The sequence below is a fragment of the Streptomyces sp. NPDC093097 genome, assembly GCF_044754325.1.
Classification (GTDB): domain Bacteria; phylum Actinomycetota; class Actinomycetes; order Streptomycetales; family Streptomycetaceae; genus Streptomyces.
The window spans coordinates 168,252-193,272 of sequence record NZ_JBIVOW010000017.1; the positions used below are offsets into that span (position 1 = coordinate 168,252).

General features: G+C 74.3%; 20 protein-coding genes. 2 read left to right on the top strand and 18 right to left on the bottom strand.

The features are described 5' to 3' along the window. Window positions 1-136 precede the first annotated feature (136 nt). The 11 genes from ACIQE0_RS26670 to ACIQE0_RS26720 form a co-directional block, all read right to left on the bottom strand. Window positions 137-1,222: a prephenate dehydrogenase gene (locus ACIQE0_RS26670; RefSeq protein WP_402336784.1), complete on the bottom strand. Its 1,086-nt coding sequence runs from the start codon at window positions 1,220-1,222 to the stop codon at window positions 137-139. Beyond that, window positions 1,219-1,581: a chorismate mutase gene (gene aroH / locus ACIQE0_RS26675; protein WP_366330794.1), complete on the bottom strand. Its 363-nt coding sequence runs from the start codon at window positions 1,579-1,581 to the stop codon at window positions 1,219-1,221. The genes ACIQE0_RS26670 and aroH overlap by 4 nt, the downstream gene beginning before the upstream one ends. 339 nt (window positions 1,582-1,920) lie before the next feature. Beyond that, window positions 1,921-3,057: a pseudouridine synthase gene (locus ACIQE0_RS26680; RefSeq protein WP_366330793.1), complete on the bottom strand. Its 1,137-nt coding sequence runs from the start codon at window positions 3,055-3,057 to the stop codon at window positions 1,921-1,923. After that, window positions 3,057-3,743: an SMC-Scp complex subunit ScpB gene (scpB, locus tag ACIQE0_RS26685; RefSeq protein WP_402336789.1), complete on the bottom strand. Its 687-nt coding sequence runs from the start codon at window positions 3,741-3,743 to the stop codon at window positions 3,057-3,059. The genes ACIQE0_RS26680 and scpB overlap by 1 nt, the downstream gene beginning before the upstream one ends. Next, window positions 3,740-4,834: a segregation and condensation protein A gene (locus ACIQE0_RS26690; protein ID WP_402336792.1), complete on the bottom strand. Its 1,095-nt coding sequence runs from the start codon at window positions 4,832-4,834 to the stop codon at window positions 3,740-3,742. The genes scpB and ACIQE0_RS26690 overlap by 4 nt, the downstream gene beginning before the upstream one ends. 219 nt (window positions 4,835-5,053) lie before the next feature. Continuing rightward, window positions 5,054-5,680 (bottom strand): hypothetical protein, encoded by a 627-nt coding sequence (locus ACIQE0_RS26695; RefSeq protein ID WP_402336795.1) that lies wholly within the window; start codon window positions 5,678-5,680, stop codon window positions 5,054-5,056. Further along, window positions 5,677-6,693: a ParA family protein gene (locus ACIQE0_RS26700; protein ID WP_384100625.1), complete on the bottom strand. Its 1,017-nt coding sequence runs from the start codon at window positions 6,691-6,693 to the stop codon at window positions 5,677-5,679. The genes ACIQE0_RS26695 and ACIQE0_RS26700 overlap by 4 nt, the downstream gene beginning before the upstream one ends. Before the next feature lie 490 nt (window positions 6,694-7,183). Next, window positions 7,184-8,299, bottom strand: a complete 1,116-nt coding sequence (ald, locus tag ACIQE0_RS26705; protein ID WP_366330936.1) for an alanine dehydrogenase — start codon at window positions 8,297-8,299, stop codon at window positions 7,184-7,186. Between the two features lie 151 nt (window positions 8,300-8,450). Next, window positions 8,451-10,574 carry a tetratricopeptide repeat protein gene (locus tag ACIQE0_RS26710; protein ID WP_402336798.1) on the bottom strand — a complete coding sequence of 708 codons (2,124 nt, stop codon included), beginning with the start codon at window positions 10,572-10,574 and terminating at the stop codon, window positions 8,451-8,453. Window positions 10,575-10,764: 190 nt separating this feature from the next. Then, window positions 10,765-11,391, bottom strand: a complete 627-nt coding sequence (locus ACIQE0_RS26715; protein ID WP_366330787.1) for an NUDIX hydrolase — start codon at window positions 11,389-11,391, stop codon at window positions 10,765-10,767. A gap of 96 nt (window positions 11,392-11,487) precedes the next feature. After that, on the bottom strand, window positions 11,488-13,158 hold the full coding sequence (locus tag ACIQE0_RS26720; protein WP_366330786.1) for a CTP synthase: 1,671 nt from the start codon (window positions 13,156-13,158) through the stop codon (window positions 11,488-11,490). A gap of 399 nt (window positions 13,159-13,557) precedes the next feature. On the opposite strand from ACIQE0_RS26720, the gene ACIQE0_RS26725 reads away from it, so the two are divergent. Next, entirely contained in the window at window positions 13,558-15,357 is a 1,800-nt protein-coding gene (locus ACIQE0_RS26725) for a glycoside hydrolase family 15 protein (RefSeq protein WP_366330935.1), read from the top strand. A 25-nt stretch (window positions 15,358-15,382) separates the two neighbouring features. On the opposite strand, the gene ACIQE0_RS26730 is transcribed toward ACIQE0_RS26725, so the two are convergent. Beyond that, window positions 15,383-16,537, bottom strand: a complete 1,155-nt coding sequence (locus ACIQE0_RS26730; RefSeq protein WP_402336802.1) for a beta-1,3-glucanase family protein — start codon at window positions 16,535-16,537, stop codon at window positions 15,383-15,385. A 202-nt stretch (window positions 16,538-16,739) separates the two neighbouring features. Here ACIQE0_RS26730 and ACIQE0_RS26735 point away from each other — a divergent pair, with 202 nt between their 5' ends. Beyond that, window positions 16,740-18,365, top strand: a complete 1,626-nt coding sequence (locus ACIQE0_RS26735) for a PucR family transcriptional regulator ligand-binding domain-containing protein (protein ID WP_366330784.1) — start codon at window positions 16,740-16,742, stop codon at window positions 18,363-18,365. Window positions 18,366-18,380: 15 nt separating this feature from the next. Here the strand turns inward: ACIQE0_RS26735 and ACIQE0_RS26740 are convergent, their stop codons facing one another. The 6 genes from ACIQE0_RS26740 to ACIQE0_RS26765 form a co-directional block, all read right to left on the bottom strand. Then, entirely contained in the window at window positions 18,381-19,541 is a 1,161-nt protein-coding gene (locus ACIQE0_RS26740; protein ID WP_402336806.1) for a glycosyltransferase family 4 protein, read from the bottom strand. A 406-nt stretch (window positions 19,542-19,947) separates the two neighbouring features. Continuing rightward, complete coding sequence (locus tag ACIQE0_RS26745; protein ID WP_402336808.1) at window positions 19,948-20,790, bottom strand: hypothetical protein; 843 nt, start codon at window positions 20,788-20,790, stop codon at window positions 19,948-19,950. 26 nt (window positions 20,791-20,816) lie between these two features. Beyond that, a complete protein-coding gene (gene recN, locus ACIQE0_RS26750; RefSeq protein ID WP_402336860.1) occupies window positions 20,817-22,544 on the bottom strand; it encodes a DNA repair protein RecN in 1,728 nt (575 codons plus the stop codon). Window positions 22,545-22,880: 336 nt separating this feature from the next. Beyond that, the gene (locus ACIQE0_RS26755) at window positions 22,881-23,822 is read right to left on the bottom strand and encodes an NAD kinase (RefSeq protein ID WP_402336811.1); all 942 of its coding nucleotides are present in this window, start codon (window positions 23,820-23,822) and stop codon (window positions 22,881-22,883) included. Next, on the bottom strand, window positions 23,819-24,634 hold the full coding sequence (locus ACIQE0_RS26760) for a TlyA family RNA methyltransferase (protein ID WP_366330781.1): 816 nt from the start codon (window positions 24,632-24,634) through the stop codon (window positions 23,819-23,821). The genes ACIQE0_RS26755 and ACIQE0_RS26760 overlap by 4 nt, the downstream gene beginning before the upstream one ends. 14 nt (window positions 24,635-24,648) lie before the next feature. Beyond that, entirely contained in the window at window positions 24,649-25,011 is a 363-nt protein-coding gene (locus tag ACIQE0_RS26765; RefSeq protein WP_402336814.1) for a hypothetical protein, read from the bottom strand. Window positions 25,012-25,021: the final 10 nt, after the last annotated feature.

The following is a 25,021-nucleotide window of genomic DNA, read 5'->3' on the forward strand; positions in this document are numbered from 1 at the left end:
CACCGGGGTCTGTCGTCGCGCTCCCGCCGTCCGCGCACGGGCGGACCGGGCATCGACCGGCGGACGGGAGTTCGGCAACAGGGCCTGGGGCCTCGGACAAGGTTACTGGCTCGGCCACCGCGCGCCGTCCACGGTGTCACTGACGGATGGACCACCCCCGCTCCCGCAGCTCCGCGGTCAGCACCGGGACCGCCTGCGGCTCGACCATCAGCTGGATGAAACCGGCCTGCTGACCGGTGGCGTGCTCGATGCGGACGTCCTCGATGTTGACCCCGACGCGGCCGGCGTCGGCGAAGATCCGGGCCAGCTCGCCGGGCTGGTCGCCGATGTGGACCGCGACGACGTCGTAGGCGGCCGGGGCGGCACCGTGCTTGCCCGGGACCCGCTCGCGGCCGGCGTTGCCACGGCGCAGGACGTCCTCGATGCCGCCGGCGCCGGTGCCGCGCTTCTCCTCGTCGGCGGACTCCAGCGCGCGCAGCGACCGGACCGTGGCGTCCATATCGGAGGCGACCTCGGCCAGCACGTCGGCGACCGGGCCGGGGTTGGCGGAGAGGATGTCGATCCACATCCCCGGATCGGAGGCGGCGATCCTCGTCACATCGCGGATGCCCTGGCCGCAGAGGCGGACGGCGGTCTCGTCGGCGCCCTTGAGACGGGCCGCGACGAGGCTGGAGACCAGCTGCGGGGTGTGCGAGACCAGGGCGACGGCGCGGTCGTGGGCGTCCGCGTCCATCACCACCGGGACGGCCCGGCACAGCGCGACCAGCTCCAGGGCGAGGTTGAGCACCTCGGTGTCGCCGCCGGGGGGCGGGGTGAGCACCCAGGGGCGGCCTTCGAAGAGGTCGGCCGTCGCGGCCAGCGGCCCGGAGCGCTCCCGGCCGGCCATCGGGTGCGTGCCGAGGTAGCCGGAGAGGTCGCAGCCGAGGGCCTCCAGCTCCCGGCGCGGGCCGCCCTTGACGCTGGCGACGTCGAGGTACGCCCGGGCCGCGCCGCGCCGTATCGCCCCGGCGAGCGTCGCCGCGACATGCGCCGGCGGCACGGCCACGATCACCAGGTCGACCGGGCCCGCGGGCGGCTCGGTGGTGCCCGCGCCGAGCGCGGCGGCCGTCAGCGCCTGGGCGTGGTCGTGGTCCTCCAGGTGCACCTGCACGCCGCGGGCGGTGAGCGCGAGGGCGGCCGAGGTGCCGATCAGGCCCGTTCCGATGACGAGTGCGGTTCTCACTGGGCGATGTCCTTCCGCAGGGCCGCGGCCGCGCCGAGGTAGACATGCGCGATCTCGCCCTTGGGCAGGCCGGTCTCGACGTGCGCGAGCACCCGGACCACCCGCTCCATGGCGCCGGCCACGTCCAGCTCCTGGGCGCAGATCAGCGGGACGTCTGTGATCCCCAGGGCGCGGACGGCGGCGGCCGGGAAGTCGCTGTGCAGATCGGGGGTGGCGGTGAACCACACGCTGATCAGGTCGTCCGGCGCCAGACCGTTGCGCTCCAATATCGCGGTGAGCAGCGCGCCGACCTGCTCCCGCATGTGCTCCGCGTCGTCCCGCTCCAGCTGGACGGCCCCGCGCACGGCCCGTACCGCCACGTCCTCAGCTCCCTCGTCGCTGCGTCCGCGCACACGACCGCGTACGCACTGATCAGCGTAACCAGCGCCACTGACAACCGTGTCCCGCGCTCCGGGAATCCGGTGGCCACCGCCGCAGCCGCCCGGCGACGGTCGCCGCCATGCCGACCCCGTCCGCCGCCCCCGCGCCGCTGCACGGGGCGATGCCCCGTGCTGGACGCGCCATGAAAAACCACCCCTCAAACGTCGCGACGACGTCAAGGGGTGGTGAGCGAGCACCGCCGGCGGCGGTCGGTCCGCGCGGACCGCGCCGGGCCGGCTGCTACCGGCCGGCCCGGACCGCGCGGCGCGCCCGGCTCGTCAGAGGTCGACCTCCCGCATCAGCATGCCGACCTCGGTGTTGGTCATCCGGCGCAGCCAGCCGGACTTCTGGTCGCCCAGCGCGATCGGGCCGAAGTGCGTGCGGACCAGCTTGTCCACCGGGAAGCCGGCCTCGGCGAGCATCCGGCGCACGATGTGCTTGCGGCCCTCGTGGAGGGTGACCTCGACGAGGTAGTTCTTGCCGGTGTTCTCCACGACCCGGAAGTGGTCGGCGCGGGCGTAGCCGTCCTCCAGCTCGATACCGTCCTTGAGCCGCTTGCCCAGGTCGCGCGGGAGCGGGCCCTGGATGGCCGCCAGGTAGGTCTTGGTGACGCCGTAGCGGGGGTGGGTCAGGCGGTGGGCCAGCTCGCCGTGGTTGGTGAGCAGGATGATGCCCTCGGTCTCGGTGTCCAGCCGCCCGACGTGGAACAGCCGGGTCTCCCGGTTGGTCACGTAGTCGCCCAGGCACTGGCGCCCGTCCGGGTCCTCCATCGTGGAGACCACGCCGGCGGGCTTGTTCAGGGCGAAGAAGAGGTACGACTGGGTGGCGACCGTGAGGCCGTCGACCTTGATCTCGTCCTTCTCCGGGTCGACCCGGACGCCCTGCTCCATGACGACCTTGCCGTTGACCTCGACCCGCGCCTGGTCGATCAGCTCCTCGCAGGCACGCCGGGAGCCCATACCGGCCCTGGCGAGCACCTTCTGGAGCCGCTCGCCCTCCTGCTCGCCGAAGGTCTTGGGCGTCTTGACCTGCGGCTTGTCGTAGCGGGCGCGGTTGCGCTGCTCGATCTTGGCGTCGTACTCGCGGGACCGCGCCGGCGCCTGGCCGCGGCCGCGCTGCTGGCCGTCCTTGCCGCCCGGGCGCCCGCCCTGGGCCGCGCCCGTGCGGGGACCGCCCTTGGCCCCGCCGCGCGCCGCCGCGCCCCGGGAACCGGTCTTGCCGCCGCCCCGGCGCTCGTCGCCGCCGGCGGATCCGCCCACGTCGTAGCGGCGCTCCTCGGGACGGGGGCGGCCCGCGCGCTGCTGCTTCTCGTCCCGCTTTCCCCCAGCCTTCGGCCGGGAGGTGCCGCCGTCCGCGCCGCGGTAGTTGCCCCTACCGCCGCCGCTGTCCCTGCTGTTCCTGCCGCTGCTTCGCATCAATGATCCGTCTGAGAGTCGCCGCTGTCGTCTACGTCGAACGACGGGATACCTTCCGCGGAGTCGCCCTCGACCGCGTCCGCCTCTGGGAGGAACGGTGCCAGCTCAGGGAGCTCGTCCAGGCCGCGCAGGCCCATCCGCTCCAGAAAGTAATTCGTCGTCCTGTACAGGATCGCACCTGTTTCAGGTTCCGTCCCCGCCTCCTCCACCAGGCCGCGCTGGAGGAGCGTGCGCATCACGCCGTCGCAGTTGACCCCGCGGACGGCCGAGACGCGGGAACGGCTGACCGGCTGACGGTACGCGACCACGGCCAGAGTCTCCAAGGCGGCCTGGGTGAGCCGGGCCTGCTGGCCGTCCAGGACGAAGCTCTCCACCGCGTCCGCGTACGCCGCCCGGGAGAAGAACCGCCAGCCGCCGGCCACCAGCCGCAGGTCGAAGCCGCGCCCCTGGCGGGTGTAGTCGTCGGACAGCTCGCGCAGCGCCAGCGCGACCGCCCGCCGGGACCGCTGGAGGACCCGGGCCAGGTGCTCCTCGGTCGCCGGCTCGTCGACGACCATCAGGACGGCCTCCAGCGCGGGCTTCAGCTCCAGGTCGGCCACGCCCGGCGCACCGGCCGGCGGCCGCGCCGGATCCGGCTGCTGTCCGCCCGGCCCCTGCCCGGTGATGTCGTACGCCGCGCCGCTCACGCCGGCTCCTCCCACTGCTCTTCGCTCGCCGCACGGCCGTCCGCACCCGCGTCGCCGTGCGTTTCCTCGTCCGGTTCCCCGCCCGCGCCCTCGCCCGAGTCCTTGTCGGCGCTCTTGTCGGCCGGCGCGCCCGGTTCCCGGTCGAACTCGTCGGTGACCTGGGGGGCGGCCCCCTCCGCACCCGTCCACCGGACCGTCAGCGCCCCCAGCGCGTCCTCCTGCTCCAGGGCGACGGCCCGCTCCCGGTAGAGCTCCAGCAGGGCCAGGAAGCGCGCGACGACGGTGAGGGTGTCCGGGGCGTCGGCGACCAGCTCCTGGAAACCGGCCTCGCCCCGCGCACGCAGCTGCACCATCACCACCTCGGCCTGCTCCCGGACGCTGACCAGCGGCGCGTGGACGTGGTCGACGTAGACCTGCGGCTTCGCCCTGGGCTGCATCGCCTTGACCGCGAGCCGGGCGAACCCCTCCGCCCCGATGCCGAGCACGACCTCGGGCAGCAGCTCCGCGTGCTGCGGCTCCAGCCCGACGGTACGGGGGTGGCGCCGCGTCTCCTCGGCCAGCCGGCCGCTGAAGATCGCCGCGATCTGCTTGTACGCGCGGTACTGGAGGAGCCGGGCGAAGAGCAGGTCCCGGGCCTCCAGGAGGGCCAGGTCCGCCTCGTCCTCCACCTCGGCGACGGGCAGCAGCCGGGCCGTCTTGAGGTCGAGCAGAGTGGCCGCGACGACCAGGAACTCGGTGGTCTGGTCGAGGTCCCAGTCCGGCCCCATGGCCCGGATGTGGGCCAGGAACTCATCGGTCACCTTGGACAGCGCGACCTCGGTGACGTCCAGCTTGTGCCGGGAGATCAACTGGAGCAGGAGGTCGAAGGGCCCCTCGAAGTTGTCCAGGTGCAGCCTGAACCGGCCGTCCCCGCCGTCCCGGGACTCCTCGGCGGCCACCGCCGGCCCCCCGTCCCCGGAAGGCTCCCCTGCCGCGTCCGCCCGGGCTTCCGCGGAGGCCCCGGGTGCCGCCTCCAGGAGGGTGCCCGTACCCGCCCCGAGGGTGCGGCGGGTACGGCGCGGGTCGGGGGCGTCGTCGTCGGTCGTCGGCATGGCGGTCCAGGGTGCTGCGGTCCCGCGCCGGGGCGGCGGGCTGGTCACGGGCGGGACTCCCCGCCGGAACGGCAGGCTATCTCGCCACCCGCCGCCGACCGGCCCCCAGGGCGTGTCGGACGGGCTCGGAGCGTCCCCGGGGAGGGGCCGTACAGCCCGGCGCCCGGCCCGCGGGAGCGGACCGGGCACCGGAGACAGACAGGAGCTCGACGGCGGCGCCTAGCGGCCGCGGAGCCGCCGCACCAGGATGCTGGCGTCCCCGCGCGACTCCAGGTCGGCGAGGACCACGGCCACCGCCTCACGGACGATCCGGCCGCGGTCGACCGCGAGGCCGTGCTCGCCGCGCAGCACCAGGCGGGCGTGTTCGAGGTCCATGAGCTCCTCGGCGGAGACATAGACCGTGATCTTCTCGTCGTGCCGTTCCCGGCCGCTGGGACGGCGGTTGGCGCCGCGCGACCGCCGGCGGCCCGGCGCACCCGCCGCCGCGGCCTCCCGCTCGGTGCGGGCCGCCCGGCCGCCGGTCGCCCGGGACCCCGCGGAGCCCTCCGGCTCCGGCTCGCGGCCGTCGTGTTCGGCCGGCGCCGCGGCGGGCGCGGTGCGCGCCGCCCCCGAGGCGCCGTCACCGGCCGCCGGAGCCTCGGCGTCCGGGCCGCTCCCGGCCCGTCGGCGGGACGCCGGGGCCTCCTCGGGCGTGTGGGGTGTGCGGTCCGGCTCACCGGCCGGCGCGGGCACCCGGGCGTCCTCGCCGCCGGCGGCCGAACCACCGGTCGGACGGCGGGGAGTGGACGGTTGCAGCCCCACTCCCCCGGTCGTGCGGAACAGTTCGTCGGCTCCGGGCAGACTCACTCGGCGTGACACCGGGCGAGCACCTCCCTGGCGAGCTGGCGATAGGCCGCGGCCCCCACGGAGTTGGAGGCGTAGGTGGTGATCGGCTCACCGGCGACGGTGGTCTCCGGGAAGCGGACCGTACGGCCGATGACGGTGTGGTAGACGTGGTCGTCGAACGCCTCGACGACGCGCGCCAGGACCTCGCGGCTGTGCACGGTCCGGGAGTCGTACATCGTCGCCAGGATGCCGTCCAGCTCCAGCTCGGGGTTGAGCCGTTCCTGGACCTTCTCGATCGTCTCGGTCAGCAGCGCGACACCGCGCAGCGCGAAGAACTCGCACTCCAGCGGCACGATGACCTTGTGAGCGGCCGTCAGGGCGTTGACGGTCAGCAGGCCGAGCGAGGGCTGGCAGTCGATGACGATGTAGTCGTAGTCGGACAGCAGGGGCTTCAGCGCCCGCTGGAGGGTCGACTCACGGGCGACCTCGCTGACCAACTGCACCTCTGCCGCGGACAGGTCGATGTTGCTGGGCAGCAGGTCCATGTTGGGGACCGCGGTCTTGAGCAGGACCTCGTCGGCCGACATGCCCCGCTCCATGAGCAGGTTGTAGACCGTCAGGTCCAGTTCCATCGGGTTGACGCCGAGTCCGACCGACAGGGCACCCTGCGGGTCGAAGTCGACCAGCAGCACCCGGCGGCCGTATTCGGCGAGTGCGGCGCCCAGGTTGATGGTCGAGGTGGTCTTGCCGACCCCGCCCTTCTGGTTGCACATCGCGATGATCTTCGCCGGACCGTGGTCCGACAGCGGTCCCGGGATGGGGAAGTACGGGAGCGGGCGCCCGGTCGGACCGACCCGCTCGCGGCGCTGGCGCGCCGCGTCCGGCGCGAGCGTCGCCGCGTATTCGGGGTCCGGCTCGTACTCGGCGTCCGGGTCGTAGAAGTGCCCCTCGGGCAGGTCGTCGTAGTCGGCGAGACGGGTGGGTTGTCCACTGCCCCGGTCGCCGGCCATGCCGTTCACGTGTTGGCCGTCCATGCTCTGGTGGGCTGTCGTGGAAGTGCTCTGTTGGGCTGCGGAGGTGTGGACCGCTACGGAGCCGACAGCCTCGCGCCCCGAGGGACCCTGGCCCCATGCAACCGCTCCTGGCCGACCACCTCCGGGAGTAAATGTCGACTCATTCACAAGTCGTCTTACCTCCTTGGATGTGACCAGGAAACTTATCGATAGGTCAGCGTGGCACCATGCCGACGGTTGGCGACTCTATGGCGTGTCGGGCGTCCGCAGCAACACAATCCGCCGGACCCGGCCCGATGTGTCGGCAACGGAACCCCCCGATGTCAAGAGTGCACAGCCCACGAGACAGATGTTTTGGGGGTACGCGAATCGGTTAAAGGGTTACGTTCACGGCGAGTTGACGGTCAGTCGGCGGGAGCCGCCTCCTGGGCGTGTCGCACATGCGACCGGCCGGGCCCTGTCGACGGGGCCCGGCCGGTTGTGCGGTGCTTGACGCGCGCGGTTGACGCTGTCAGCCGAGGAGGGTGCGCAGCTCCACGTACTCCAGGCCGTGGGCCTGGGCGACCTCGGGGTAGACGACCTTGCCGTCGTGGGTGTTCAGGCCCTTGGCCAGCGCCGGGTCACGGCGCAGCGCCTCGACCCAGCCGCGGTTCGCCAGCTCCACGATGTAGGGCAGCGTGGCGTTGGTGAGGGCGTAGGTGGAGGTGTTCGGCACCGCGCCGGGCATGTTGGCGACGCAGTAGAAGACCGAGTTGTGGACCTTGAAGGTCGGGTCGGCGTGGGTGGTCGGCGTGGAGTCCTCGAAGCAGCCGCCCTGGTCGATCGCGATGTCGACAAGGACACTCCCGGGCTTCATCTTGGCGACGAGCTCGTTGGTGACCAGCTTGGGGGCCTTGGCGCCCGGGATCAGGACCGCACCGACGACCAGGTCGGCCTCGACGACGGCCTTCTCCAGCTCGAAGGCGTTGGAGACGATCGTCTGCACCTTGGTGCCGAAGATCTTGTCGGCCTCGCGGAGCTTGTTGATGTCCTTGTCGAGCAGGGTGACGTGGAAGCCGAGGCCCACGGCGATCTGCACCGCGTTCCAACCGGAGACGCCGCCGCCGATGATGACGGCCTTGCCGGCCTGGACGCCGGGGACGCCGCCGGGCAGCACGCCGCGGCCGCCGGCCTGGCGCATCAGGTGGTAGGCGCCGACCTGCGGGGCGATGCGGCCCGCGACCTCGGACATCGGGGCCAGCAGCGGCAGCGCGCGGTTGGCGGTCTCGACCGTCTCGTAGGCGATCGCGGTGGTGCCGGACTCCAGGAGGGCGTCCGTGCACTCACGGGACGCGGCCAGGTGGAGGTAGGTGAAGAGGGTCTGGTCCTTGCGGAGGCGGTGGTACTCCTCCGCGATCGGCTCCTTGACCTTCAGCAGCAGGTCGGCGGCGGCCCACACCTCGTCGGCGGTGTCCAGGATCGCGGCACCGGCGGAGACGTACTCCTCGTTCGTGATGGACGAGCCGAGGCCGGCGTCCTTCTCGACGAGGACCTGGTGGCCGTTGCGGACGAGCTCATGGACTCCGGCGGGCGTGATAGCCACCCGGAACTCGTTGTTCTTGACCTCGCGGGGGATGCCGACCTTCACGTCGATCACGGTCCTTGAATGAGAGCTTGCAAAAGGAATTATCCCTCATGCGATGCATGGCGGGAGTGACCGCGCCGTACGCGGCTCAACCAGTCTATTGAAGGACCTCATGTTGTCTAGCCTTGCAAAGCACTAATTTTTCGGAACCCCACTACCGATTTCGTAGGTCACTGGTGGACGTGGAGTGACGACGCTCCCCCGCCGCCCGGTGGACCCGTGCCGCCGCTGGGTCGCCGAGCCGGTCGAGGGTCTCCGCAATCCGCAGCTGGAGGTCCGCCTCCAGCTCCGCGTCGGTCGCGGCACGGGCGAGTTCGAGGGCCTCCAGGCGGCTGCGGAGCGCCGCGTCGAGCTCCCCCGCGCCCTCGTGCACCCCCGCCGCCGTCTCCGCCGCACGCGCCTGACCAGCGGAATCACCGAGCCGACGGGAGGTGCGGGCGGCGGCCCGGCAATCCTTCAGAGCCCGCTCGTACTGGCCCGCGCGGCCGTGCGCGGCGCCGATCCGGGCGTGCAGCCGCGCCACATCGGCCCGATCGCCCCGGGCCAGCCGCAGTTCCAGCGCCCGCCCGTACCAGTCGGCGGCCCGGATCCAGTCGCTCAGCTCGGTGTAGGTGTCGCCCAGCGACTCCAGCGCCCGGCCGGTGGCCACCGGGTCCTTCACCGACCGGGCCGCCTCCAGGGCCTCCCGGTAACGGGTCAGCGCCTGCTCGGTACGGCCGGCCCGGGCGTCGAGGTCACCGAGGTTGAGCAGGGCGGCGGCCCGTTCGCGCGGCAGGGCGCGCCGCTTGGCGACCTCAAGGGCCAGCTCGTGCAGGACGTAGAGGTCGGGCGCGGCGACCTCGGGGCCGTGGTGGGCGAGCAGCGCGCGGGTCAGTGCGGCGATCAACCGCCGGTCCAGCGTGTCGAGTTGGCCGTCCGCGACGGCGATCGCCGCGGCGTCCAGCAGCGCGCCGCGGTGGGTGCGCAGCCAGTGCGCGGCCGCGGCCCGGGTGGGGAAGCGCAGCGAGCGGGGCAGCTCCGCGGCCTTCCGGCGGATCGGGGAACCGTCCGGTTCGGCGGCCGCCCGGCAGGACTGGACCAGCCGTACGGTGCGCTCCAGCATCCGGGCCCGGGCCAACTGGACGTCGGCCGGCCGCTCGTGGTCGTGCAGCAGCGCCCGGGAGAGCGGGACGAGGCAGCCGGGGAGGCGGTAGCGGGGGCCGGTCCCGTCGCCGGCGGGCGGGGCCTGCGGGACGTCGTCCTCGGCGACCGGGCGCAGCAGGCCCAGCGCGGCGAAGTCGTGCAGCACGGCCTCGGCGGCCGGCATCGTGCAGCCGCCGAGCGCGGCGGCGGTGTGCGCGTCCACCAGGCCGTCCGGGGCGAGGGTGGCCAACCGCAGTATCCGGGCGGCCGGTTGCGGCAGCGCCCCGTAGGTGAGGTGGAAGGCGCGGTGCAGGGGGCGGGCGCCGGCCGGCAGGTCCGGCGGCAGCGGCACGGCGAGCAGTGCCCGGCGCAGGTCGGCGACGGAGAGCTTGGTGCGACCGGCGAGCCAGGCGCCCGCCAGTATCAGCGCGGCCGGGTGGCCGCGGCTCTCCTCGGCCACGGCCTCCGCGGTCCGCGGATCGACGGTGACCCGGGTCGGCCCCGCGTAGTGGCACAGCACCTCGACGGCGGCCGCGGTGTCCAACCCGCCCAGGGTGCACGGCCGGACGTCCGGGATACCGGTCAGCGGGCCCTGCGAGACCACCACGACCAGGCAGTCCGGGGCATCGGGGATCAGCGGCTCGACGTACTCGGCGCCCGGCGCGTCGTCCAGCAGCAGCACCGAGCGCCGGCCGGCCAGGGCAGTGCGCACCGCCTCCGCCAGTTGGTCCTCGTCGGCGCCGGGCGGGGCGTCGGCGCCGAGCACGGCGAGCAGGTCGCGGGCGGTGCGGGCGAGGCCGACGGGGGTGCCGTCCCGGCCGGTCAGGACGGCCCGCAGCACTCCGTCGGGATAGTCGTCCGCGACCTCCCGGACCAGCGCCTCGGCGAGCGTGGTGCGGCCGGAGCCGGGGCGGCCGGCGATCAGCAGCACTCGGCTGCGGGCGCCGCGGCGGCCGGTGAGGGTGTCCAGGCCGGCCCGCCCGATGTCGGCGCGCAGCTCCTTGAGTTCGTGGCGGCGGCCGGCGAAGCCCGGGAGGCCGGCGCGGGCGGCGGCGTCCTGGCGGGGCAACGCGCCCCGCCCGTTCCGTGCCGCCGTGCCGGGCCCGCGCGCCGCCTGGGACGCGAGGTACCCCCCGCCCACCGCCTGGTCCGTCACCGGTCACGCTCCCGTCCGCCTGCGCGCTGGACCCCGTCGCGGGCGCGCACGGGGACCCTTCTGAGCGTAGTTCACAATCCGTCACGACCCCTGCGGAGCAGGGCTGTTGGATCACTCGATCGGATCGGGGGATGATCTGACCGCGCGGCGGACGGGGCGGTGGCCGGCGCCCGGGGCGGCGGACGCGGGATCAGGCCGTGAACGGGCGGGCCGGCCAGGGCGCGTCGGCCGGCCGGAGGGCGTCCAGGCCGTCGCCGGCCCGCGCCGCGACCAGCGACAGCACCCCGACGACCAGGCAGTTGTTGTGCAGCTCGCCGGCGAGCACACCGCGGACCAGTTCCTCGACCGGGACCCGCGCCAGCTCCATGTCGGCCTCCTCCTCGGAGACCTCGAAGCGCTCCCCTTCCGCCTCGGACAGCTCGCGGGCGAGGAAGATCCGCACCGCCTCGTCGCAGCCGCCGGGGGTGGTGTAGACGTCGGTCAGCACCCGCCAGTCGCCGGCCTTGACGTGCGCCTCCTCGTACAGCTCGCGCTGCGCGGCGTGCAGCGGGTTCTCCCCGGGGACGTCGAGCAGCCCCGCGGGGATCTCCCACAGCTTGTGCCGCACCGGGTGGCGGTACTGGCGCAGGACCAGCACCCGGCCGGCGTCGTCGAGGGCGAGGACCGCCACCGAGCCGGGGTGGACCTGGTAGTCACGGGTGGCGGTGGAGCCGTCCGGCATGACGACCCGGTCGGTGCGCACGCTGGTCTTGGCCCCGGTGAACGGCGTCGTGGTCCCGGTGACGGTCCACTCCTCCGGGGTGTCCTTGATCGCCATGCGCGTCCTCCTGTGTGTACCTGTGCCGAAACGCGGAAACCGGGGTACCGCCTCGATGAGGCCGTACCCCGGCAACCGTAACCGGCAGGGTTCCGCTTACTTCTTGGCGCCCTTCTTGCGGGCACCCTCCTGCCGCTCGACGGCCGCCTTCACCAGACCGGCGAAGAGCGGGTGCGGACGGGTCGGACGGGACCGCAGCTCCGGGTGCGCCTGAGTGGCGACCAGGTAGGGGTGGACCTCGCGCGGGTACTCGACGTACTCGACGAGCTTGTTGTCCGGGGAGGTGCCGGAGAAGAGCAGGCCGGCCTTCTTCTCCAGTTCGCCGCGGTAGGCGTTGTTGACCTCGTAGCGGTGGCGGTGGCGCTCCTCGACGTAGGGCTCGTCGCCGTAGACCTCGCGGACGATGGAGCCCTCGGCGAGCTTGGCCGGGTACATGCCCAGCCGCATGGTGCCGCCCATGTCGCCCTCACCGGCGACGATGTCCATCTGCTCGGCCATCGTGGAGATCACCGGGTGGGCCGCGGCCGGGTCGAACTCGGTGGAGTTGGCGCCCTCGATGCCGGCGAGGTTGCGGGCCGCCTCGATGACCACGCACTGCAGGCCCAGGCAGAGGCCGAGCAGCGGGAGCTTGTTCTCACGGGCGTAGGTGATCGCGCCGACCTTGCCGTCCACACCGCGGTCGCCGAAGCCGCCGGGGATGCAGACCGCGTCGCAGTCCGCGAGCTGCTCGCGGGCGCCGGCCGGGGTCTTGCAGTCGTCGGAGGTGACCCACTTGATCTTGACGCGGGCCTTGTTGGCGAAACCGCCGGCGCGCAGCGCCTCGGTCACCGAGAGGTAGGCGTCGGGCAGGTCGATGTACTTGCCGACCAGGGCGACCTTGACCTCGTGGTCGGGGTTGTGGACCCGGTCGAGCAGATCCGCCCACTGGGTCCAGTCCACGTCCCGGAACGGCAGGTCGAGCTTGCGGACGACGTAGGCGTCCAGGCCCTCGGCGTGCACGACCTTGGGGATGTCGTAGATCGAGGGGGCGTCCGGGCAGGCGATGACCGCGGCCTCGTCGACGTCGCACATCAGCGAGATCTTCCGCTTGATGGCGGTGGGCACCTCGCGGTCGGCGCGCAGCACGATCGCGTCGGGCTGGATGCCGATGTTGCGCAGCGCGGCGACGGAGTGCTGGGTCGGCTTGGTCTTCAGCTCACCGGACGGGCCGATGTACGGGAGCAGCGAGATGTGCACGACGAAGACGTTGTCCCGGCCGACCTCGTGGCGGACCTGGCGGACGGTCTCCAGGAACGGCAGCGACTCGATGTCGCCGACCGTGCCGCCGACCTCGGTGATGACCACGTCGACGTCGTCGGTGGCCAGCCGCCGGATGCGGTGCTTGATCTCGTTGGTGATGTGCGGGATGACCTGCACGGTGTCACCGAGGTACTCGCCGCGCCGCTCCTTGGCGATCACGGTGCTGTAGACCTGGCCGGTGGTGACGTTCGCCGAGCCGTCGAGGTCGACGTCGAGGAAGCGCTCGTAGTGACCGATGTCCAGGTCGGTCTCGGCGCCGTCGTTGGTGACGAAGACCTCACCGTGCTGGAACGGGTTCATCGTCCCGGGGTCGACGTTCAGGTACGGGTCGAGCTTCTGCATCGTGACCCGCAGGCCGCGCGCCTTCAGGAGCGCACCCAGGCTGGAGGCGGTGAGCCCCTTGCCGAGCGAGGAGGCGACGCCCCCGGTGACGAAGAGGTGCTTGGTCGTCGTGGATTTGGGCGGCATGGCCAAGAGGGAGCTCCCGTGGTCGCGAGGTGGAGAGGGGCGACATGGCGCCGCCCTGGGATTTCAGGGGGCGGTAGTCGCTGCGGTTCGGGGGTGCCGCATTTCTGCTGGATCCCACCGGTCCACGGGGTACCAGGCTATCAGCGACCGGGCATGGTCGCGTCCGGCGGCGCCCCCGGAGCGCCCTCGACCAGGCCACCCGTTCGGCCCAACCCCACTCGACGTGAGCACCGCGCACCGCCCCCGCCTGCGTCGTATCCTGCTCGGACACGCGCTACGAGCCGTCCGGGAAGGCACCACCCCCGCCCGTTCTCCGGTCCCGCTGCTCGGCGACGTTTCATGGGCAGGACGGACAGCACACAACGTCCCATGGGGGGCGTGACTCCAGTTCGACGGGAGATGCACGTGGCCGGGCGCATCGAGGACTACGCACTTATCGGTGATATGCAGACCGCCGCTCTCGTGTGCCGGGACGGCACCGTCGACTGGCTGTGCCTGCCCCGTTTCGACTCGATGGCGGTCTTCGCCGGGCTGCTGGGCACCGAGGAGCACGGCTTCTGGCGGATCGGGCCGGCCGGCGAGGAGCCGCGGGCCGCGGACCGGCGGCGCTACCGGGGGGACTCGCTCGTCCTGGAGTCCGAGTGGGACACCCCGCGCGGTACCGTCCGGGTGATCGACTTCATGCCGCCGCGGGACGGCGTCCCGCAGGTGATCCGCATCGTGGAGGGCGTCAGCGGCCGGGTCCCGATGCGGTCGGCGCTGCGGATGCGGTTCGCGTACGGCTGGGTGGTGCCCTGGGTCCACAAGGTGGACGGCCGGACCGTCGCGGTCGCCGGGCCCGACTCGGTGTGGCTGGACACCCCGACCGAGACCTACGGCAAGGACCTGACGACGTACTCCGACTTCACGGTCTCGCCCGGCGAGCGGATCGCGTTCACGATCAGCTGGCAGCCCTCGCACCACGAGCCGCCGGCGCTGGCGGAGCCGGAGGTGTCGCTGGAGGCGACCGAGGACTTCTGGCGGGAGTGGGTCGAGCACTGCACGTACCACGGGCCCTACCGGGACGCGGTGGTGCGCTCGCTGATCACGCTCAAGGCGCTGACGTACGCACCGACCGGCGGGATCGTGGCGGCGCCGACCACCTCGCTGCCGGAGTGCATCGGCGGGGTCCGCAACTGGGACTACCGCTTCACCTGGCTGCGGGACGCGGCGATCACCCTGTCGTCGCTGCTGCGCACCGGCTACCGCGAGGAGGCCCGGGCGTGGCGCGAGTGGCTGCTGCGGGCGGTGGCCGGCGACCCGGAGAACCTCCAGATCATGTACGGCATCGCCGGTGAGCGGGAGTTGGGCGAGACCGAGCTGAAGTGGCTGCCCGGGTACGAGGACTCGCGTCCGGTGCGGGTCGGCAACGGCGCCGCCGGCCAGCTCCAGCTGGACGTCTACGGCGAGGTCACCGAGGCGCTGCACCTGGCGCACATGACCGGGCTGGCCCGCAACGACTACGCCTCGCTGCTCCAGATCAAGTTGATCGCGTGGGTGGAGAAGCACTGGGACGAGCCGGACGAGGGCATCTGGGAAGTGCGCGGACCGCGCCGGCACTTCGTGCACTCCAAGGTGATGACCTGGGTCGCGGTGGACCGCACGGTGAAGCTGATCGAGTCCGGGGACGTGGACGGGCCGCTGCACCGGTGGAAGGACCTGCGGGAGACCATCCACCGGGACGTCTGCGAGAAGGGCTACGACAAGGAGCGGAACACCTTCACCCAGTCCTACGGGTCGCAGGAGCTGGACGCGTCGCTGCTGCTGATCCCGCAGGTCGGCTTTCTGCCGCCGGACGACAAGCGGGTCATCGGCACCATCGAGGCGATCCAGCGGGAGCTGTCCACCGAGGACGGGTTCGTGCTGCGCTACCCGACGGCCGGCGAGGGGCTCGGGGTGGACGGCCTCGAAGGCGACGAGGGGGCGTTCCTGGCCTGCTCGTTCTGGCTGGCCGACGACCTGGCGATGATCGGCCGGGTGGACGAGGCCCGCAAGCTCTTCGAGAAGCTGCTCTCGCTCCGCAACGACCTGGGGCTGCTCGCCGAGGAGTGGGACTCCCGGCTCCAGCGCCAGGTGGGGAACTTCCCGCAGGCGTTCAGCCACGTTCCGCTGATCGACACGGCGCTGCGGCTGACCGCCAGCGGGGCCTACGGGGGCTAGTGCCGCAACAGGCAGCGTTTGCCCGTCAGAAGCGCGTCAGGGTCAGGGTGAGGTCCTTGGGGGCGTGGTCCTCGACGTAGGCGGCGAAGTTGCCGACGTCGTCGAAGGGGAAGCCGTACGCCTTGCCGTCCCGGGTCGCGGCGTGCATGGCGCGGGCGTAGTGGTGGGTGCGCTGGGCTTGGTAGAAGGCGGCCGGGTCGGTGACCGGCTGGGTGGCGTGGCCGGCCAGGGTGGAGCGGTTGAGGGCGGAGCCGAGGACGGCGGCGATCGGGCCGCGGATGCGGTCGTTGGGGGCGGCCAGGGCGCCATCGCACATGAGGACGTCGCGGGTGCTGGGCTTGGCGAAGGAGACCGTGCCGGGCCCGTGGAAGGTGAGTTGGCCGCCGCCGGTGCGGCCGGTGAAGGTGCCGGCGACGGTTTTGACGGTGAGGTCCTTGGCGGCGTAGGCGGACCACGCCTCGTCGATGGCGGGGGCGAAGTAGTCGGCGGCGAACAGGCCGGCCTCCAGGCCGTGGCTGGGGGCGATCACCCGGCGGTCGCCGATGACCAGGCGGTCGAAGCCGGCAGCGGCCTTGACGTCGGCGAAGATCTGGTCGCGGGCGCCGTCCTTGAGCGTGCCGGTGGTCTGGTCGGCGGCGCCGGTCAGCCGCAGCGAGATCGGGACGCTGAACATGTCGACCATGGTGGTGTTGCAGTGCATCCCGCCGGCGTCGTAGGTGAACTCGACGGAGTCGTGCAGCACGTTGTAGTTGGGGTCGCCGGCGACCCAGCCCGCGGGGGTGGCCAGGGCCGGCCGGCCGTTGCCGTCGGTGACCGCCTTGATCTTGAGTTTGCTGCCGAGGGCCACGTAGATCCGGCCGGACATCGGGGAGAGGTTGACGGTGGTGGTGCCGCCGGCGGCGAGCGGGACGGCGTAGTCGGTGAAGCCGTCCGGGCCGTTGTCGGCGAGGGCGACGGGGGCGAGGCGGCCGTCGGGGGTGAGGTGGACCTGCTGGTCGCCGGCGGTGCCGATGACGTAGATCCAGACGGAGGTGTTGGCGTAGGCGCCGGAGTTGTTGACGACGTGCAGCGGGAGCGGGCCGGCCGCGCGGGGGACGGGGGCGCCGGCGGCCCGGCCGGCGAGGGCGGCGGTGGCGGCGCCGGCGGTGAGTCCGCCGAGCAGGGTGCGGCGAGTGATCATACGGCTCCTCATCGGTGTGTGAGCGCTCTCGGTGGGACCGTGCGGCACCCTGCCGAGTGACCCTCGGCATCGTCAAGTAGGCGTAGAGGAACGGGAGTTGGGCGTTCGCACGGGCGGGCCAGGGCCACGCTTCCCGGGGGCCGGCGGGGGCGATGCGGAGCACATTCCTCCGGGCGGCCGTACGCGCGGTAGCGTTCGCGCCATGGGGCCGCACGCGACGATCGAAGCCGACATCACGGTACGCAGGGCGCTGGAGCTGCCTGCGCTGCGGCGCGGCCTGCCGGAGGTACTGGCCGGCGAGGCGCGGCTGGACCGGCCGGTGCGCTGGGTGCACGCCGGGGAGGTCCCGCACATCGCCTCGCTGCTCAAGGGCGGTGAGCTGCTGCTGACCACCGGCCTCGGGGTGGGCACCCGGCCCTCCGAGCAACGCGCCTTCATCCGCAAGCTGGCGGAACGGGACGTCGCCGCGCTGGTCGTGGAGCTGGGGTCGCGGTTCGACGCGCTGCCCACGGCGCTGGTCGACGCCGCGCGGGACTGCGGGCTGCCGCTGATCCAGCTGCACCGCGAGGTCCCCTACGTCACGGTCACCGAGGAGATCCACACCGAGATCATCAACAGCCACTACGCCCTGCTGCGCCGCGCCGACGAGCTGCTGCGGCGCTGCACCGACGTGCTGCTGCGCGGCGGCGGCGCCCCCGAGGTGCTGCGGCTGCTCGCCGTCTTCACCGGCAACCCGCTGTGCCTGGAGGCGCCCGACGGCAGTCCGCTCTACGCGGCCGGGCCGGAGGGCGACGACGGCGGGGCGGACGCCGATCCGCTGCTGGCCTGGGAGGGGCTGCGGGACGCCGGTGTGCGGATCGAGGTGCCCGGCGGTGGGCCCGGGCCGGACGCGGTGCGCGCCCGGCTGGTGCTGCTGCCGGTGAACGGGCCGCCGGCGCCGGTGCACCGGATCGCCGCGGAACGGGCCGCCGACCTGCTGGCGGTGGTCATGCTCCAGTCCCGCCAGGAGGAGGTGCTGGCAGCCCGCGGCCGCGGCGACTTCCTCGCCGAGCTGGCGGAGGGCCGGATCTCGGCGGCCGAGGCGCCGGCCCAGGCCCGGCTGCTGGGCTTCAGGCCGGGCGCCGACCCGGTGCTGCCGGTGGTGATGCGGCTGCCGTCGGCGCTGCCCTCCCCCGGGAGCTGGGCGCTGCTCGCCCAGGCGCTGCGCGAGGAGTTGGCCGCGCCCGGGGTGCCGGTACTGCTCGGCGTGCGGCCGGTGGAGGGCCGGGTGCCGCTGCTGGTGGCGCTGCGGGCCGGCCAGGACCGGGCGGCGCTGGCCGACCGGATCGCCGAGGCGCTGCGCGCGGGAGTGGTCCGGGCCGGGCTGGACCGGCCGTCCGCGCACCGCCCGGTGGTGGTGGTCGGCACGGCCGGCGACTGGGCGGCGGCCGGCCCCGGGCTGCGGCACGCGGCGGAGGCGGCGGCCGCGGCCCGGGGGCTGCCGGAGGTCTCCTGGCACGACGCCCGGCGGCTGGACGTCGAGCTGCTGCTGTGGCGGATGCGGGAGCACGGCGAGCAGGGGATGCTCACCGACTTCGTCGAGCGCGCCATCGGCCCGCTGCTGGCCCACGACCGGGCCGCCCGCCAGCCGCTGCTGCCGACCCTGGAGGCGTATCTGGCCAGCGCGGGCCGCAAGGCGGAGACCGCCCGCGATCTGAACGTCAACCGGCAGACGCTCTACGACCGGTTGGCGCGGATCGGCCAGCTGCTGGGGACGGACCTGGACGATCCGCAGACCGTGCTGGGACTGCGGCTGGCGCTGCGGGCGCGGCGGCACACCGACCAGTAGGACCGGCGGGCCGGATCAGGCCGGGCGGGCCGGCTGCGGCGGCTGGGTCAACTCGTCGTAGACGCTGAGGACCTGGGCGACGGTGTCGTTCTCGCTGGGCCAGCCGGCGGCCCGGGCGCGGCCGGCCGCGGCGAGCGCCTCGCGGCGCAGCGGGTCCGACAGCAGGCCCACGACCGTACGGGCCAGTGCGGTGCTGTCGCCGTAGCGGACCAACTCCGCCGCCCGGCCGACCAGTTCACGGGTGCCGCCGGTGTCGGTGGCCACCAGGGGGACGCCGGCGCGCAGCGCCTCCTGGGCGATCAGGGACCGTGCCTCCCAACGGCTGGGCAGCACCACCAGGTCGGCGGCGGCGAGGAGTTCGGGCACGTCGTCGCGGCGGCCGAGCAGTCGGACGGGCAGCCGCTCGCTGTCGATCCGGTGCTGGAGCGCGGCCCGGTGGCCGCCCTCGCCGGCGATCGCGAGCAGCGGCTGGGGGTCGAGCCCGCACCAGGCGTGGGCCGCGTCCAACAGCAGGTCATGGCCCTGGGACGGGTCGAGCCGGCCGACCGCGAGCAGCAACGGCCGGTCCATCGCGCCCAGTTCGGCGCGTTCCTTGTCGGGGCTGCGGTCGGGGTCCGCGGCGGCCGGGCCGGGCCGCGGGTGCGGGATGGCGACCGGGGCGAGGCGGGCGTCCTTGGCGCCGCGTTCGCGCGCCCGGTCGACGAGGTCGGAGCAGGCACCCAGGACGACCGCGGCGGCCCGGACCACCCGACGCTCCATCAGGTGCACCACCCCGGCCCGGGCGCCCTCGATGTGCGCCTTGGTGTGCCAGGTGGTGACGAGCGGGACCCGGCAGCCGCGGGGGCCGCGCAGTCCGCGCAGCGCCATCGACGCGCGTAGCCCCGCCCGAAGGCCGTGCGCGTGCACCAGGTCGGCGTCCCAGCAGGCGGCCCGCAGCACGGCCATGCCCGGCGGGTCCAGCCGCGGGTCGAGCGGCACGAACCGGGCGCCCGCCCCGGCGAAGCCGTACGCCTCCTCGGCCTGCGGCGGGGCGCACACGGTCACCCCGATCCCGCGGGCGACCAGCCCTTCGGCCAGCGAACGGACGTGCGCCGCGCTGCCGGCACCGCCGTGGCCGAGCACCTGGACCGTGCGCAGCGGCGGCAGCCTGTGCGGCGGAGTCGGGGTGCAGGTCACGAGGGAGGGCTCCTGGGTCGGGGGCGGTACGAACCGTACCGGCGGGGCGGTTTGGCACTGCGAGGTGCCGCGATGTACCGGGGTGCAACAGTGCGTCCGGACCGGGGTCAGGTCGGCGGGGGCACGCCCCGGCACGGCGCACCGCGCCCAGGATGCCAGTTGGGCACCGTCAATTCGGCACCGTGCAGACGCCGTTCCGGTGGGAAGTCTCACCCTCGGATCGACGGATCCACCCACATGGGCGACATGATGAGCACGCGGATTGCCGCCCGAACGAGGTGAAGCCGCCCCTCCGGTCCGCCTCCACCACTGTCCGGAACCCGACCTTCACTGTCCGGATCAGGTCGCTCCGGATCTCCGCCGGCCCGGAGGCGTCGGGGCCGGCGGTGCGGCCGTGGGACGTGCGTCAGAGCGCCCCGGCCAGGCGGCTGATCCGGTCCCCGACGGCCGCGGCGGCGACCAGCCCGGCGGCGTGCGCGGCCAGCCCCAGCCGCCCTCCCCCACTCTCGGCTCCGCTCGACCGGACGGACCCCCATCCCGCGACGACGGCCAGTCCGAGGGCCGCGCCGAGCGCATGCGCCCCGGCGTCGCCGAGCATCGTGCGCTCCCCGAGGTCGTCCGCGGCGACCGCGGCCGCGGCGCCGAGCGGCACGGCGGACAGCGGCCCGGCCGGACCGCGGCGCAGCAGTCCCGGCGCGGCCAGCGCCAGTGCGGCGCCGGCCGCCCGCCCCGGACGGACGTCGAGGAGGTTGACCAGATGGGCCGAGCCGGCGATCACCACGCCCGCCAGCACCTTGTCGACCGGGCGGTCTTCGAGCAGGGCGCCGGCGGCGAGCCCGGCGGCGCCGATCCCGAACAGCTTGACCGCGCCGCTGGTGACCTCGCCGTGCCGCAGCGCGGACAGATGCGCGCGAAAGCCGCGCCGGGGGTCCCCGGCGCCGGCGAGGTCGTCGTAGAGGCCGCAGCCGCCGGCGGCCAGCACGGCGAGCGCCGAGGCCGCGCGGGCCCGGGCGGGCAGCCCCGGCGCACCGGCCGCGGCCAGCGCGGTGCCGAGCGCGGCCGCCGGGCCGGCGTGCAGGGTGACCGTGCGGCCCGCGTAGTTCGTCCGCTCCCACCGGGCGGCGCCGCCCGGTGGCCGGCGGCGCAGCGCCCCGTAGACGGCCCGGGTCGCGCCCGCCGCGGCGAGCAGCACCGCGCTCCGTCCCGGCGTCCTGCCGCCGGTCGTCGTCCTCGTCGTCCTCGTCGTCATGTCGCTCCCCCCACGGGCCACGGCCGCTATGCGCCCGCGCGGGCGGTGGCCAGCAGTTCCTCGGCGTGCGCGCGGGCCGTTTCGGAGTCCTCCTGGCCGGCCAGCATCCGGGACAGCTCGCGGATGCGGTCCTCGCCCTCCAGCACGGTGACGCCGCTGCGGGTGACCGAGCCGTCGTTGGTCTTCTCCACCAGCAGCTGCCGGTCGGCGAACGCGGCGACCTGCGGGAGGTGGGTGACCACCACGACCTGCGCCGACCTGGCGAGCCGGGCCAGCCGACGGCCGACCTCGACGGCCGCCTTGCCGCCGACGCCGGCGTCCACCTCGTCGAAGAGGTAGGTCGGCACCGGGTCGGAGCCGGCGAAGACGACCTCCACGGCGAGCATCACCCGGGACAGCTCACCGCCGGACGCCCCCTTGGCGATCGGCCGGGGCGGCGCGCCCGGGTGCGGGGCCAGCAGGATCTCGACCTCGTCGGCGCCGGCCGGGCCGTAGGCCACGGTGCGGCCGCCCACCTCGATGCCGTCGGCGTCCTCGGGCACCTCGGTCTGGTGCAGCGCGACGCTCACCCGGGCGTGCGGCATGGCCAGTTCGCCGAGCTCGGTGGTGACCGCGGCGGCGAAGCGCTCCGCGGACGCGGCCCGGGCGTCGGTCAACTGCTGGGCCAGCTCGCCCAGTTCGGCGCGGAGCGCGTCGTGCTCGGCGGCCAGCTCGGTGATCTTGTCGTCGTCGCCGTCGAGTTCGGCGAGCCGGGCGGCGCTCTGCTCGGACCACGCCAGCACCGCGGTGAGGTCCTCGCCGTACTTGCGGGTGAGGTGGGTAAGGGCGGCGCGGCGCTCCTCGACGGCGGCCAGCCGCAGCGGGTCGGCGTCCAGGCCGTCGGCGTAACCGGCGAGTTCGGTGGCGACGTCGGCCATCAGGATGCCGATCTCGCCGAGCCGGTCGGCCAGGGCCGCCAGCTCCTGGTCGTGGCCGCGGACCGCCTCCAGGGCGCGGTGGGCGCCGGCGACCAAAGTCGTGCCGTCGACGCCCTCGGGGTCCTCGGGGTCGCCGGCCAGCGCACCGTGCGCGGCGGTCGCGGCGGCGGCCAGCGCCTCGGCGTGGCCGAGCCGTTCGGCCTCGGCGGCGAGTTCGACGTCCTCGCCGGGCAGCGGCTCGGTGGCGGCGATCTCGTCCAGGCCGAAGCGGAGCAGATCGGCCTCCTGGGCGCGCTCCCGGGCCCGGGTGGTCAGCTCGTCCAGCTCGGCGGCGACGGTGCGCAGCCGGCGGTGCGCGGCGGTGTACTTGGCGAGCGGGACGGCGACCGCGTCGCCGGCGTAGCGGTCCAGGGCCTGGCGCTGGCGGGCCGGGCGCAGCAGGCCCTGCTGGTCGGTCTGGCCGTGCACCGCGACCAGGTCGTCGGCGAGTTCGCCGAGCAGTCCGACCGGTGCCGAACGGCCGCCCACATGGGCCCGCGAGCGGCCCTCGGCGGAGACCGTGCGGCTGAGCAGCAGCGCGCCGTCGTCCAGCTCCGCGCCGGCCTCCTCGGCCCGCACGGCCGCGGGGGACGAGGACGGGAGGGTGACCCTGCCCTCGACCACCGCCGACTTGGCACCGATCCGCACCAGGGCGGGATCGGCGCGCCCGCCCAGCAGCAGGCCGAGGCTGGTGACGACCATGGTCTTGCCCGCGCCGGTCTCGCCGGTCACGGCTGTGAAGCCCGGGGACAGCTCGACGACCGCATCGTCGATGACTCCCAGGGACCGGATCCGCATCTCCTCCAACACGGGTATGACCTTACGAGGTCCCGGGGCCACCCCGCGACGGCCTCCCCCACACCGGTACCTCCCGCACGCTCCCGTCCCGCCCCGGCCGGCCCGGCCGCGCGCCCGGGACCTGCGGAAACCCCCACCGGGACGGCGGCCGACCGCCGCGCGGCACCCGTCCGGGGCCGACCGGCGCACGGCCCGCGCACCGGACCGGCCACCGTCGCGCGCTTCCGGATCACCCCCCGTGTGGGGTACTCCCGCGGGCCCGCCCGGACCGCACGGCCGGCCGCTCCCGTCGTCCGCACAGCCCGCGGGCGGACGACGGGAGCGTGACGACGCGCCCTAGTGGGGCGCCCCCCGCCAACCCGCCACCGGGAGTGCGAACTTGGCGACCAGGCGGTCGGTGAAGGAGGCGTGGTGCAGCCGGGCCAGCCGGACCGGGACGGCGCCGCGGCGGACCTCGACGCGGGCGCCGGCGGGGAGTTCCACGCTGCGCCGGCCGTCGCACCACAGCACCCCGTGCGGCGTCTTGGGCTGGACCTCGACGGCCAGCACCGACCGCGGCGAGGTGACCAGCGGCTTGGCGAACAGGGCGTGCGCGCTGATCGGGACCATCAGCAGCGCCTCGACCTCCGGCCAGACGACCGGGCCGCCGGCCGAGAAGGCGTACGCGGTCGAGCCGGTCGGGGTCGCGCAGACCACGCCGTCGCCGCCGAAGCGGGAGACCGGCCGGCCGTCGACCTCGGTGACCACTTCCAGCATCCGCTCGCGGGCGGCCTTCTCCACGGACGCCTCGTTGAGCGCCCAGTCGGTGTGCACCACGGCGCCGTTGTTGCGCACCAGGACGTCGAGGGTCATCCGCTCCTCGACCTCGTAGGAGCGGGTCACGACGCGGTCGACGACCTTGTCGAGGTCGTCGCGCTCGGCCTCGGCGAGGAAGCCGACCCGGCCGAGGTTGACCCCCAGCATCGGCACCCCGGAGGTCCGGGCGAAGTCCGCGCCGCGCAGCAGCGTGCCGTCCCCGCCGAGGACGACCAGCAGTTCGCAGCCCTCGGCCGCGCACGGCTCGGTCGCCACCTGTTCCACGAGGTCCGGCAGCGGCAGGTCCGCGGCCTCCTCGGCCAGTACCCGTACGCCGATCCCGCTGCGCAGCAGCCCCTGGACGACGAGTTCGGCACTGCGGATGGCCGCCGGGCGGCCGGTGTGCGCGAGCAGGAAAACCGTCCGCCCGTCGCGACTGGTCTCGGGTGCTGCGCTGCCTTCAACTGCCTGGGTAGTGGTCAACTGGGCCCCTCCGCCACTGCACGGTCGACATCTGCCGGGTCCAGTGCAGGAGCCCCGGCACGCAGCCACAGAAAGTACTCGACATTGCCGGAGGGCCCGGGCAACGGGCTCGCGGTCACCCCCAGGACGCCGAGTCCCAGCCCGGCCGCGCGGTCGGCGACGCCGCGGACCGCCTCGGCCCGCAGCGCGGCGCTGCGCACCACCCCGCCGCTGCCCAGCCGCTCCTTGCCGACCTCGAACTGCGGCTTGACCATCAGCACCAGGTCGGCGTCGGGCGCCGCGCAGCGGACCAGTGCGGGCAGCACCAGGCCCAGCGGGATGAAGGAGAGGTCGCCGACGACCAGGTCGACGGGGAGGTCGTCGATCTGCTCCAGGGTCAGCTCGCGGACGTTGGTGCGGTCCTTGACGGTGACCCGGGCGTCGCTCTGGAGCTGCCAGGCCAGTTGCCCGTAGCCGACGTCGACGGCGACGACATGGCCGGCGCCGGCCCGCAGCAGGACGTCGGTGAAGCCGCCGGTCGAGGCGCCGGCGTCCAGCGCCCGGCGGCCCTCGACGCGCAGCCCCTGCGGGACGAAGGCGGCCAGCGCGCCGGCGAGCTTGTGGCCGCCGCGGGAGACGTAGTCGGGGTCGTTCTCGTCGTCCCGGACGACCACGGCGGCGCTGGTCTCCACCTGGGTGGCCGGCTTCGTCGCGGTCGCCCCGCCGACGGTCACCCGGCCCGCGGCGATCAGCTGGCTCGCGTGCTCCCGGGATCGGGCCAGCTTGCGGCGCACCAGCTCCGCGTCGAGACGGCGTCGTGCCACTCCTGCCACCTGAGGTTCAGCTCCTATTGATCGGGACGGCCGGGACGGTCGTGCGTCGGGAAGGGTGCGGGCGGCCCGGGGTGCTGGTCGAGGGAGGCCAGGGTGTCGCGCAGCCCACGGTGCACATCCTCGTACATGCCCAGGTGGCCGCTCACCGGGAGGTGGTCGGCTTCGGCCAGGCGTGCCAGAGCGGCGTCGACCGCGGCCTGGCCGGTGGGGGCCGCCGGGACCCCGAGCGGCCGCGGTCCGGCCGGCTCGGCGGGGGCCGGGCCCGCGGGGATCTCCGCCGGGTCCGGACCGGGCGGCGCGGGGTCCGGCCCGGGCGCTGCGCTTGCGGCCGGGGCGCCGGGGTCGGCCGGCTCCGGGCCGTTCGTCGGGTCTGCCATGCCTTTGACG